The sequence below is a fragment of the Salmonirosea aquatica genome (assembly GCF_009296315.1).
GTDB lineage: Bacteria > Bacteroidota > Bacteroidia > Cytophagales > Spirosomataceae > Salmonirosea > Salmonirosea aquatica.
The window spans coordinates 4,229,115-4,240,763 of record NZ_WHLY01000002.1 but is presented as its reverse complement, the minus strand read 5'-3'; the positions used below and the strand labels follow the sequence as shown (position 1 = coordinate 4,240,763).

Below are 11,649 nucleotides of genomic sequence, written 5' to 3'. Positions count from 1 at the left end.
TTTTCAGAAGTAAGGGACGGTGACGGTGGTTTCGCCTCCCTGGCCATCCACAATGCGGATGTTTACACCATCGGCGGCATTAGTAATGTCTACCCGCAGGTCGCCAAACTGAAAGGTACCCTCCTGTAAAGAGTCTTCTCCGAACTGGGCATTCAACAACTGCGTAGTAATGCGGCTGAGCAACTGGCGGCTCAACGAGGAAGAGAAATCATCCAACGAATTGCTATTGTTGAAACCACTGCCCGTCTGGCCGGTTAACGGAGCCGTGGGATCCTTGCTTTTATCCTGGAACTGGGCCGAAGCCTGCAGCCATTGGGCATTGAAGTAGTACCCGCCAAAAGCTGGGTTTTGCGCCCGGTATATCAAGGTCTGCGCTTGTACACTGAGGGTTCCGCCTAAAGCAATAAGTGTGAGGAGTAGTAACTTTTTCATAGAATTGTTTTTTAATGACCATTAGCTAGTTAGTATATACCGCTACCCATTTGGTCGTCGCTGCCCAATTGTTTTTGAAATTCCTGATAGTTTTGAATATACTGCGTTAAGGCCCCAATGGCATCCTCCGCCATAAGTTCAATCACACCCTGGCGAGGTTGAAGAAATTGCTGGTAAATCATAACGTCGTTGACCGAAATGGACACAACTGTGGAAGTGCCAATACCACCCGGAGCGGGTTGCTCGTCCACCGCAACATTCAGTTCTTCTCCAATGTCGGAGAAAGCCGTAGGGGAAATTACGGTAGTGTCCGTCTGGACAGAAAGCCACTGCTGATAAAAAAACTCGTAAAAATCACGACCATTTTTAGTACGAGTGTCGTCCAGTAGTAATACGTTGGATAGGGATTCGAGCGAGATATTTTGCTCTAGGGGTACAAAGGTTCTTTCGTCGTAGTCTTCCTCCACTGCCTGTCCCACACTCATACTACTCACAAACATTCCTGTTACGGTCAGTATTAACCCAAGGAATCGTTTGCACCTTTCTTTATTGTCCATTGATAAATACTTTCATGCCTCCGCTCTGCTCGATTCGGATGGGTCGGCTCAGTAAGCCCGAGCCTTGGTCTATGAGTTGGTTATTGTTACCACGCTGTATGATCTGCAGGGTATTGTCATTGGCCTGTACGTTGCGCAGCTCCAGAACGTTGCGATTACCCTGCTGAACAAATTGAAAATTATTCCGTTCGCCCAATAATTGTACATCCATGGTGTTGAACGACCCATCCTGAATCATCTGGATTTGATTCTCACCCTGCTGTGGATTGATGGTTTGCTGGTTGGCATTACCTCGCTGGTAGGAAGTCAATTCGTCCAGACTTACCGACGAGGCAGAAGCCAGTACTTGTTTGATAGATAGCCCCGATTGGTTGAGCAGTGTGAGTTCCGAAGAGCCGCTGAGTTGCTGGGCATGCGCCGCACTGTTGAGCAGCAGTACCGTTCCTGCAAATGCCAGTAATTTCTTCATGGGTGGATTAGTTTTGTTTGATGCTGATGGAATTGCCTGAGCCGGACTGACTGATTTGTACGGTATTGCCTTTGCCGCCCTGGCTCTGTATAGATACCTTATTTTTCTGGCCGGCCTGTTCGATCGCTACGTTTTCCATGAGGGTACGGAGCGAATCGGGGGTCGTATTGCCTTCGATGTGGATTTGGTTGGTACCTGTCTGCGTGATGATGCGGGTATGGTTGGATAGCGAATCGCCTTCCGTGCTCTTGAGATTCATGTTGATGACGTTTTTTTCTCCCTTCTGCACTAACTGAGAAGGTTTTTCGGCAGTTTGAGCGGACGCAACTGTGGCGGAACCCACCAAACCAAGTAGTATTAGTATATTTTTCATAAGGGCTGAATAGATTAAGGATTGATGTAAGCAAGTATGGAGACCATCCCCTTCCGGGGACAGTCTCCATGCCGCTTTTACATGATCTGCAAAGGTACTAAGAATGTGGATTTATCCAACTTCCTTAGAGGTTCGTTTGCACGATCGTTGACATGTTATTCATGCCCGACTGGTTGAAGTTGATCACGTGATCTTCTCCCGTTTGTGACAACGTAGCCATGTTATTGTGGCCACCTTGCTGTGCGGTAGGATTACCACCCAGACCTTGCAACGTATTGCGGTTACCCGTCTGAGTCAGCGTCAGAGAGTTCTCATATCCTGACTGATCCAACAGGGCCGTGTTCACCTCGCCGCTCTGGGTAATGGTGGCCGTGTGACCGACGCGGCCGGGATCCGTACCCTGATTCAATATAATTACGTTGGTGTTACCCGTCAACTGCTTCAGGGTAGCTTTGTTCTCGTCCAACGTCTGGGTCAGCGTGATGGATTGGTTACGACCATCTAGCTGCTGAACGTCGGCATCGTTACGACGGCCTTGCTGTGTGATGATGATCTGCGACTCAGACACCGTGGATGACTGCGTGGCAACCGCTTTGTTAGGCAGTGAGAATACGTCGGTCAGGCCTACATTGACTTGCAGAATCGTTGCCAAGTTGTTTTGACCTGCCTGCGTAATCGTAGCTTCTGACTTAAGGCCCGCGGTGCCGTCACCTTGCTGACCGATCAGCGCAATGTTCTGACGACCCGTCTGGTTTACAGTAGCCGTATTATCGAACACCTGCGTGAAGCCCAGCAGATCAACCAAGTCGATCGAAGGAACAGCCGGAGCGATGTTACCTTGGGCAACCCCAATAAGGCTCATGTTAGCGTTCTGCGTAAGGTTGATGGTGTTACGCTGACCGTATTGAGCGGCAATAATACCACCTGTCAGTACTCCACTGCCGTTCAAACCGTTCTCAGAGCCCTGCTGATCGATCGTGATCGAGTTGTTGTGGTACCCCTGAGCAGCCACGAATGCGTTGTACGAACCTGACTGATCGGCAATCAGAGTATTACCATTCTGACCGTCCGTTCCGTACTGGGCAGCAAGGCCGATACCGAATGATCCACGTTGAGTAATCGTTGCTTTATCAAATTCACCGGCCTGCAGCACAAAGGCATTGTTATCTGTGTTCATTTGATTCAGCGTCAGGGTTTCGTTGTCACCCGTTTGCAGTACAAATGCCACTTGGTTTTCACCTGCCGTCTGGTTCACCGTAGCGTTGTTGTCCTCCACCTGGTCAATACCGTTACCATAGTTGCCACTGGCTGCCTTGATGTTGTCAGCTACGGTGTTGGCGTTGGTCGACCCCAGCGCTCCGCTTAATCCAGGGTTGTTGTTGGTTTTCAACTGCAATACCGTGGCGCTGTTCAGCTTGCCGGGTGACGACTGCGTCGTCTTAGCAATGTTGGTTGTACCATACTGTACCGTAACGGCAAAGTTGTCGCGGCCCGTCTTCTGGTCGATCGAGGCATTATTTCCGATACCGCCCTGAGCCGTTACAGCGTCGTTGTCGGTACCTGCCTGCATAATCGAGGCCGTGTTCATGGCGTGGTCGAGGGTACCCAACACACCACCCTGCAATACGCGGGCAATGTTGTTATCGCCCATTTGACCTACGGTCGACATGTTGTCGTCACCACCCTGCTCGGTACGTACGTAGTCGCGGCGCGTGCCGTTCTGCGTAACTGTACTCTTGTTGCGGTCACCGCCGTACTGATCTACCTGAGTCGTGCTTCCGTTAGCCGATTGCGTTACGGTAACTTCGCCGGCTTTACCAAGCTGATTTACAAGAACTATGCTAGGTGTGGCCAAATCCAGGGTTCCCGTCTGCGTCACAGTCGCCTTGTTCATGTCGTCGCCCTGTGAAACTTGTGCCTGGTTCCTACGACCGGCGTTCTGCGATACTGTGGCTTCGTTTCCGATAGCAGCCTGTGCGATTACTACATCACCACCCTTGGTACCATCGGCTTGCACTACGGTAGCTTTGGCATTGCCAGCCGTCTGCTGATTGACAATTACAGTGCTTGGATCGCCCAGATCATCCGTACCACTTTGGGTAATGGAGGCGTAATCATCCTCATACTGAATAACCAGTGCCTGGTTCAGGTCACCCTTCGTTTGGTTCACGATGGCCACGTTATTGTCTCCATCAGGAACGTTTTGGATGATTTGCATAATGTTCTGCGAAGTACCAGTTCCCTGAGTAGCCGTAGCCTTGTTGCCCTCCGTGGAAGCTTGATCGTTCAATTGATCAACCAAGATCTGGTTTGTCGTACCAGCCTGATTGAGCGCTATCTGGTTGTTGCGACCATTCTGGGTCAGCGACGTATTGTTGCTGATACCTCTCTGAGTACCGAACGATGACATATCACCGATCGTACCACCGATGTTATTATTCCGACCATACTGAGCAGAGTTGTAGGTATTGGCATTGCCACCCTGGTTCAGTTTAGCGTTGCTACCCTGGAACAATTCAGAGATACCCTGGGTAAAGTTAGCGGTGTTACCCGAGCTATTCTCCATTTGCTCTACTTCCACCGTGCTCGACTTACCCAATTGGTTTACCGTCACTGTGCTGGGAGTACCGCCCAGGCGGGTTCCGATTTGACGGATGGTAGCATAGTTACGCTCTGCGCCGTTTGTGTTCTGGTTTACAGTAGCCTGGTTTCCATCACCTGTAAGTTGGCTCACATCGGCTGAGTTGCGGGTATCGTCCAGTTGGTTTACGCCCTGAAGAATCGTGATTGTGCTGTTAACCGGCTCCGTTTGATTAGCTGGATTGGCGCTCTGCTGCCGTACTTTGGCATACTGGTAGCCCTGCTGTGCTACAGTAATGACGTTGTTGTTACCCGCCTGCTGTACGTTAGCACCACCGTTGTTGGTCTGGTAAATGGTCATCAGGTTTTGAGCAATGTCACCGCCGCGTTGCGTAACGGTAGCTAAACCCGATGAACCCAACTGCGTGATGTTGGCGGTTCCCCTACCCACACCGAGCTGGCTCAGCATCACTGTGTTGCGGCTGGTATTGGGCAGTGGCCCAACATTACCGTTAGCACCATTATAAGCATTACCGGGAATCGCTCCTCCCTGCTGAATGGTGGTGGTGAACTGCGCAGTACCACCGGCAGGATCGCCATCCTGCAATACTATGATACCGTTGTTCCAGCCTGACTGGGAAGTATTGATCGTACTGGTGTTGGTGAATACCGTCTGCGTAGCTTTGAGGCGGTTGTTCTGGCCATACTGGTCAGAATTGATCCGGTTAGAAGCACCTTCCTGGAATACGTCCATGTAGTTGCGCATGTTCAACTGCGTCACTCCGATGGAAATCTGATTCAGGTTGGCTACGTTCTGCTGGCCGGCCGAGAATACGTCGAAACCCTGACGGATTTTGATCTCGTTGTAGCCCTGGAACTGCTTGACATGATATACAGTCAGAGGGTTGGTCTTATCGTTCTGATCAGCGGTAAAGAAGTTATTATTGCCCGATTGCTGGATCGAGTTCTGCGCGTACACGGAGGTGCAGCCAAAAGCGATCCCTACTATTAAAAGTATTCGTTTCATATGTTATTCTGGTAGGAATGAAAATTTTGAAAAAATTTTGATTGGAGCAACTCCGCTTACAGATTGATCACGTTGTTGTTACCGTTCTGCTGGATAAAGCGCGTTACGCCACCCGTAGCAATTCCGTTCACGGTATTGTTCATACCCGTCTGGCGAATTTCCACGTCGGTCGGCAAGCCCTGAATATCCTTTTGGGTCAAGAACGCCTTGTTGGCCGTACCCTCCTGCTGGAGAATCAGGCGGCTACCGCCCGTCACAGATTCCTGCGTAATGGTGGCATCGTGGTTTCCGTTTCCGATCTGGTAAACTTCCGCAATATGACCGTTGGTATTCTGGGTAATGGTTACCCGGCTACCAATTTGTCCTTCCTGGAAAGTGTAAGCCGTGTTGTTATTACCCGGCTGGTTGATCGTAGCTACGTTGGAGCCGGTGTTGGTTCCAATCTGCTGCTGGGTAACGGCCACGTTGAACTTACCCGACTGGTTGATGGTCGCGATGTCGTCCGATCCGTTCTGGATAATGGCCGCCCGGTTGAACTGCGCAAAACCAGTTTGGTTGATCGTAGCCGCGTTGCGATCCTGGTTGCTGTTTACAACAATCAAAGCTTGGTTGTCTTCGGCGTTGTCGGCCTGATTGATGGTAGCCTTGTTCTGGTTAGCTCCATCGGCTTGTGTACCATTCAGCTGGATACCCGCGAAGTTGTTACGGCTAGCAGCACCCTGCGTTACACTGATCGTGTTCATATCACCCACAACAGTGATACCGGCGTTGATTCCTATACCGACCGCAGTGCCATCCGCACCCAGGAAGTTCGGACCTGCCAATGATTGGTTTGGTCCAGCCAGAACCCGTGTCCGGGTAAATGAAGAGCCAATAGCAGGGCCACCCCCGGCGAAGTTACCGATGTTGTTGGTATTACCGGCTTGATTGATCGTGATGGAGTTGTTGTCGCCCACCAGATTGGTGTACGACTGGCCATCCTTGCCCGACTGGGTCAGCGATACGGCATTGTAGTCGTTGTCGTTACCACCCGTTTCCAACAAACGCGCGCGGTTTGTGTCGCCCGATTGGTTGAAAATGACGGGGCTTCCACCGTTAGCCATACCATCGCCCCGAATCTGGATATCGGCCCGCATGCCCTTACCCGATTGCGTTACGCGTACGTAGTTATTTTCACTGTCGTTGTTGATAATCTGCACAGACGCATCGTGGTTTGCAACGGATGTGTTGCTCTGTGTGATCATCACGTCGTTCAATTTACCCGCTTCGTCGATCAATGCCTGATTGGATTTTCCAGTCTGCATGATTACCGCCTTGTTGTCGGTTACCACTACGCCATTCTGGTTGATCCTTGCCTGGTTGTTCTGCCCGTTCTGGGTCATGTTACCCGTGTTACGGGCACCATTGTTCTGGTTAAGGGTAGCGGTGTTGTTTTGTGCGTAAGAAGCCGTTGCGACCGCGATCAGCATCCCAAGCGATAAGATAATTTTTTTCATACTACATTGAATTGTTTGGATATAAAGATTATAAAGTATTTACATTTAATTAGTTAGGGATCAACAAAGAATGTTCATCCCTAACTAAAAATCCTACAATTTAACCACCGCCACCACCGAAAGGTCCGTTGGTGGCACCACCGGGAACGTCAGCCGAGAAAGAGCCAGCGGCCAGCGTTAAATTCTGCACTTTTCCTTTGACGCTCAACGTCGGTTTTGTGTACGTTTTCTTTGTGTTGTTCATTAGAATTCTCATTAAACAGTGAAAAAAAGATTTAAATAGATGGTTTGAGTGAATAAACTAGTAAATACAGATTAATCAACTCCGCAAAGGTGTTGATTAAAGGGTAGGCATCAAATAGGAAATAAGCTAAGAATCCATAGGAAAGTGTACTTATTGATCAAGTGGTCACAGCCTCCACAGTAGGCTGCGTAGCGTACCGCATGGCAAATTTGTACAAATCAATGGTCCTGGCCAATTCGAGTTTCGTCATAAGCTTTGATTTATGGTTTTTTACCGTATGAGGGCTGATAAATAATTCTTCGGCGATCTCTTTGTTCTGCATACCTCTGGATATGTAGTTCAGGATTTTCCGCTCGTGATCCGTGATGCTGGCGGGCAGATGCGGCGTTTCCACATAGGTCCGACGAATGCGGGGGTGCACATACCTCAATCCTTTGCTTACGTTATTGACGCACGAAATCAGTTCCGGCCCTTTGGATTCAGGAATCAGAAACCCATCGATGCTGACCTCCTCAAGCATGCGCTCCGAATACAATTCGTTGGTACATACCAGAATGCGGTTAATATGTGGAAAGTGCTTCCGCAAAAAAGCAATATCAGAAAAAACCTGAGTGAGATGGTCAATCGTTTCGGTGTACAGGAAAATATAAGCAGGATTGTGGTGAATTGCAAGTTTCATCCCATCTTCCAGACTGTATATCCGTAACTCCCACTCGTGTAATGATTCTTTGAAGTGGCGGCAAAACTCCTTTTCCGTCGAAGCTGATAGACCACATAAATATACTAACCGGGATGAGGGTTGAGGCTGTACAAAGTTGACCATAAGCAATTTATTCAAGTCAGTGCGCGCTACCTGGTACGCTCAGAAATTCATCCGCAGTAACCTGGTACCGACAAATCCATTTGCCCGGGCAAAGATATACGATTTACGGTAAAAGGACGTGAATGGACTACTGAACGCACAAATTAATTCACTTTCTTTTGTATATATCCAATGAATTGCAAAGCTCAATCTATGGCCCGGGCTTGTTGCGACCTTCCGGGAAAGGTCCGATGGGCCTGGCTTTCTAATAGGGGGGAGATACTTCTTGGTGGGATAAGCAAGGGCGACCCTGACTCTACTGGTTTTTATTCTTAAATTAATAAATAATTGCCATAAGCCCTGACAAATGTAAATATTTGCCTGCTACTTTAGCAACAGTATTAAATAAATACTTTAAATCAGGTATTCAACAGAATCGACTCCCGCAAGTTGTTGCGTCAAATTTAGCTGCATGGAAATCACAAACGAAAGCGAATATGCCCAGGCTTCCGAACGCGCCGATGCGCTGTACGGAGCACCGGCAGGTACCCCCCAAAGAAAAGAGCTAGAGGAACTTCTGGCCGCCCTGAAAGCCTACGAGGAAGCCTTCATCCGAATGCTGAAAGAAAACAGCTGACCCGAATTGTGCATGAGTAGGTAGCCACAAGGGGAGTCTTTACTTTCACGGTAGCTTTTGCTGCCTACCCTCGCCTACTCTTTTCCTGATCTAGATCTCTCAAACTGTTACTGACTCTATGCAACTCCAATCTCTGGCCCGTGCGGCTTTTTCCCTGGCCGCGACCGGCTTCTTACTTTCCACCTCACTGCCTGCCACCGCTCAGACGGGGGTAGGTACCAAGCCTATCAAGGGCGCGGAGGTCTATTTCGACGGCTCACGTAAAATGCTCGATGAAAAGTGGACCTACTGGGATGGTCCCCGTCTGGCCGCCAAGCCACCCATCAAGTGGACGATCATGAAGGATCCCACCGGCCAGGGTACCGTGCTGAACAGCAACGACCCTACCGCCGCCGGAGGATTATACGGCTCGGCCGATATTGTGACGAAGGAGAAATTCCGCGACTTCCGGGTACATGTGGAATTCTATATTTCCAAACCGGGTGGCAATAGCGGGGTATACCTGCAGAACCGCTACGAGATTCAGGTACTCGACGGCGACACGACCAGCCACGGCCTGGCGGCCGTGATTAACGAAACCCCCTCGCCCTACTACGCCTACAACGGCGTGGGTAAGTGGAATGCTTACGACATCGAGTTCCGGGCGGCACGCTTTCAAAATGGCAAACGTACCGAAAAGGCGATGCTGACCATGTATTTTAATGGGAAGAAGGTCCACGACAATCAGACCATCAACCAGGTGTGGGGAGGTCCCAACTCGGGGATCGACGGAGGCAACGACGGCGGCAAGGGCATTACCGATACACCCGGGGGCCTCAAACTGCAAGCCGAAGGCCATGATGTGCTTTACCGGAATATCTGGATCAAAAAACTGGATCTGGAAAAAGCGGACACTTCGTTTTAGTGGAAAGTATCAGATAAGGAGCAAAGGCACAGAGGCACAAAGTTTTTTGAGGATTGTTTACTGATTCTGTGCCCTCATTCTTCTATTCCTCTTACCACCTACCCCTGTGTTACTAAGGTACCCCGGGTACTTAGCGCCTCTCTGCCTTTGCTACTCTGTGCCTTAAAAAAACTACCTTTGCGCCATGAAAATATACTGGCGATTGCTTTCGTACGCGCGTCCACTACAGCAGTACATTATTCCTTTTTTCTTCACCTCCCTGTTGGCGAGCCTCTTCGGGGTACTCAATTTCACGCTGCTGATTCCGCTGCTCGATCTGCTGTTCAATCAGGTGGATACCCCTACGGTGGTACGCCTGCCTGATCCCTCGTTCAGTCTCGACTATCTGGGTAGCCTTTTCAATTATTACTTCGGTACCTTTTTGCAAAGCCGGGGCAAACTGGGAGCGCTTCAGTTCGTCTGCGGCATTATCATCGCCTCGGTCTTTCTTTCCGATGTCTTCAGGTACCTGTCGGCCCGGATTCTGGAGCGCTTCAAAGTCAACATGGTCGCGCGACTCCGCCAGGCCGTCTTCGATAATACCATCGGCCTACAACTGGGGTTTTTCTCCAACGAGCGCAAGGGCGATCTGATTTCGCGGGTCATGACCGACGTGCAGGAGGTAGAAAATTCTATCGCCACCACGTTTTCGGCGGCTTTCAAAGAGATTTTCACGCTTATCGTGTACCTGGCGGTGCTGTTCAATATCTCAGTCAGCCTTACCCTGTTCGCTTTCCTGGTGTTTCCGGTATCGGGGGCGTTTATCGGCTACATCGTCAAGCAGATGCGCAAGGATGCCCGTACGGGTCAGCAGCGCCTGGGCGGACTGATCAGCCTGATGGACGAAGCCTTCGGGGGTATGCGAGTGGTAAAGGGCTTTAACGCGGAACCGTTTATTAAAGGTAGGTTTGGACAGGAGAACGACGCCTACCGCCGGGCGATCAAGTCCATGGCCTACAAGCGCGAAATGGCCGGCCCTTTCTCCGAATTCATGGGGGTCACGGTGGTGGCGCTCATCCTGCTCTACGGGGGTTCGCTCGTATTGTCTAATCAGTCGGAGCTTTCTGCTTCGGAGTTCATCTCCTACATCATTTTATTTTCGCAGGTACTTCGGCCGGCCAAAGAAATATCCAACGCCTTCAGTAACACCCAGCGGGGCATCGCTTCGGGCGAGCGCGTGCTAGAACTGGTGGATGCCGTCAATGCCATTCCCGAAGATCCCCGGGCGGTACCCCTTACCGAATTCCGGGATCGGATCGAGGTCCGAAACGTGTCTTTCTCGTACGAGGAAGGCCTGCCCGTGCTGAAAAACATAAATTTCACCATGCCAAAGGGAAAAACCATCGCTTTGGTAGGTTCCTCGGGCGGCGGCAAGTCCACGCTGGCCGACCTGGTCCCCCGGTTTTATGATCCCACCGAAGGACAAATCCTGATCGACGGCCAGGATCTGAGAAAACTTATCCCGGCCTCCCTGCGGGCGCAGATGGGAATTGTCACGCAGGAATCCATCCTGTTCAACGACACCATTTTCAACAACATCGCCTTCGGAGCCGACGTTACGCCGGAAGAGGTAGAGGCAGCCGCCCGCATTGCCAATGCCCACGGCTTTATCATGGAGCAGCCCGAAGGCTACCAGACCATCATCGGCGACCGGGGTACCAAACTCTCGGGCGGCCAGCGCCAGCGCCTGAGCATTGCCCGCGCCATTCTGAAAAACCCCCCGATCCTGATCCTCGACGAAGCTACCTCCGCCCTGGACACGGAGTCGGAGAAACTGGTGCAGGAAGCCCTTACCCATTTGATGCAAAACCGTACCGTACTCGTAATCGCCCACCGCCTTAGCACCATTCAGCATGCTGATGAGATACTGGTATTGCACCAGGGTCAAATTATCGAACGGGGTACCCATGAAGAATTGCTGGAAAATTTCGACGGCTTTTATCGAAAGCTAACCGTCATGCAAAACTAGAGGTGAGCCGAGTTTTCCTATCAGTAACTCTGCTTCGGTGCTGTCGGTTGATTGTGGTACCTTTCTTGCGGTGGTAGGATAATCCCTGTAACTTTGAAGCAGCAAATGCCGTCCCCCTTC

Annotated in this window: 11 protein-coding genes; 3 read left to right on the top strand and 8 right to left on the bottom strand. The window is 50.5% G+C overall.

What is annotated here, in order from left to right; genetic code table 11:
* Positions 1 to 3: 3 nt before the first annotated feature.
* The 8 genes from GBK04_RS18490 to GBK04_RS18460 all read right to left on the bottom strand — a co-directional run bounded on the left by GBK04_RS18490 (position 4) and on the right by GBK04_RS18460 (position 7,857).
* Positions 4 to 432, bottom strand: coding sequence for a curli assembly protein CsgF (locus tag GBK04_RS18490; protein ID WP_152762196.1), 429 nt, complete (start codon positions 430 to 432; stop codon positions 4 to 6).
* Between the two features lie 29 nt (positions 433 to 461).
* Complete coding sequence (locus tag GBK04_RS18485; protein WP_373331107.1) at positions 462 to 932, bottom strand: CsgE family curli-type amyloid fiber assembly protein; 471 nt, start codon at positions 930 to 932, stop codon at positions 462 to 464.
* Positions 933 to 978: 46 nt separating this feature from the next.
* On the bottom strand, positions 979 to 1,458 hold the full coding sequence (locus tag GBK04_RS18480; RefSeq protein ID WP_152762192.1) for a hypothetical protein: 480 nt from the start codon (positions 1,456 to 1,458) through the stop codon (positions 979 to 981).
* Positions 1,459 to 1,465: 7 nt separating this feature from the next.
* The gene (locus tag GBK04_RS18475; protein ID WP_152762190.1) at positions 1,466 to 1,831 is read right to left on the bottom strand and encodes a hypothetical protein; all 366 of its coding nucleotides are present in this window, start codon (positions 1,829 to 1,831) and stop codon (positions 1,466 to 1,468) included.
* 124 nt (positions 1,832 to 1,955) lie between these two features.
* Complete coding sequence (locus GBK04_RS18470) at positions 1,956 to 5,438, bottom strand: beta strand repeat-containing protein (RefSeq protein ID WP_152762188.1); 3,483 nt, start codon at positions 5,436 to 5,438, stop codon at positions 1,956 to 1,958.
* 56 nt (positions 5,439 to 5,494) lie between these two features.
* On the bottom strand, positions 5,495 to 6,934 hold the full coding sequence (locus GBK04_RS18465; RefSeq protein WP_152762186.1) for a hypothetical protein: 1,440 nt from the start codon (positions 6,932 to 6,934) through the stop codon (positions 5,495 to 5,497).
* Between the two features lie 100 nt (positions 6,935 to 7,034).
* Positions 7,035 to 7,178 carry a hypothetical protein gene (locus GBK04_RS30775; protein ID WP_373331106.1) on the bottom strand — a complete coding sequence of 48 codons (144 nt, stop codon included), beginning with the start codon at positions 7,176 to 7,178 and terminating at the stop codon, positions 7,035 to 7,037.
* 157 nt (positions 7,179 to 7,335) lie between these two features.
* Positions 7,336 to 7,857 carry a response regulator transcription factor gene (locus tag GBK04_RS18460; RefSeq protein ID WP_373331105.1) on the bottom strand — a complete coding sequence of 174 codons (522 nt, stop codon included), beginning with the start codon at positions 7,855 to 7,857 and terminating at the stop codon, positions 7,336 to 7,338.
* A 595-nt stretch (positions 7,858 to 8,452) separates the two neighbouring features.
* On the opposite strand from GBK04_RS18460, the gene GBK04_RS30770 reads away from it, so the two are divergent.
* From GBK04_RS30770 to GBK04_RS18450, 3 genes are all read left to right on the top strand, one after another.
* Positions 8,453 to 8,617, top strand: a complete 165-nt coding sequence (locus GBK04_RS30770; protein WP_373331104.1) for a hypothetical protein — start codon at positions 8,453 to 8,455, stop codon at positions 8,615 to 8,617.
* Positions 8,618 to 8,735: 118 nt separating this feature from the next.
* On the top strand, positions 8,736 to 9,521 hold the full coding sequence (locus GBK04_RS18455) for a 3-keto-disaccharide hydrolase (protein ID WP_152762182.1): 786 nt from the start codon (positions 8,736 to 8,738) through the stop codon (positions 9,519 to 9,521).
* A 184-nt stretch (positions 9,522 to 9,705) separates the two neighbouring features.
* Positions 9,706 to 11,529 (top strand): ABC transporter ATP-binding protein, encoded by a 1,824-nt coding sequence (locus tag GBK04_RS18450; RefSeq protein WP_152762180.1) that lies wholly within the window; start codon positions 9,706 to 9,708, stop codon positions 11,527 to 11,529.
* The last annotated feature ends 120 nt before the right edge of the window (positions 11,530 to 11,649 follow it).

Coding starts and splice junctions, on each gene's coding strand:
- GBK04_RS18455 (WP_152762182.1), top strand. CDS start 8,736: ATGCAACTCCAATCTCTGGCCCGTGCGGCTTTTTCCCTGGCCGCGACC.
- GBK04_RS18475 (WP_152762190.1), bottom strand. CDS start 1,831: ATGAAAAATATACTAATACTACTTGGTTTGGTGGGTTCCGCCACAGTT.
- GBK04_RS30775 (WP_373331106.1), bottom strand. CDS start 7,178: ATGAACAACACAAAGAAAACGTACACAAAACCGACGTTGAGCGTCAAA.
- GBK04_RS18480 (WP_152762192.1), bottom strand. CDS start 1,458: ATGAAGAAATTACTGGCATTTGCAGGAACGGTACTGCTGCTCAACAGT.
- GBK04_RS18465 (WP_152762186.1), bottom strand. CDS start 6,934: ATGAAAAAAATTATCTTATCGCTTGGGATGCTGATCGCGGTCGCAACG.
- GBK04_RS18485 (WP_373331107.1), bottom strand. CDS start 932: ATGTTTGTGAGTAGTATGAGTGTGGGACAGGCAGTGGAGGAAGACTAC.
- GBK04_RS18460 (WP_373331105.1), bottom strand. CDS start 7,857: ATGAAACTTGCAATTCACCACAATCCTGCTTATATTTTCCTGTACACC.
- GBK04_RS30770 (WP_373331104.1), top strand. CDS start 8,453: ATGGAAATCACAAACGAAAGCGAATATGCCCAGGCTTCCGAACGCGCC.
- GBK04_RS18490 (WP_152762196.1), bottom strand. CDS start 432: ATGAAAAAGTTACTACTCCTCACACTTATTGCTTTAGGCGGAACCCTC.
- GBK04_RS18470 (WP_152762188.1), bottom strand. CDS start 5,438: ATGAAACGAATACTTTTAATAGTAGGGATCGCTTTTGGCTGCACCTCC.
- GBK04_RS18450 (WP_152762180.1), top strand. CDS start 9,706: ATGAAAATATACTGGCGATTGCTTTCGTACGCGCGTCCACTACAGCAG.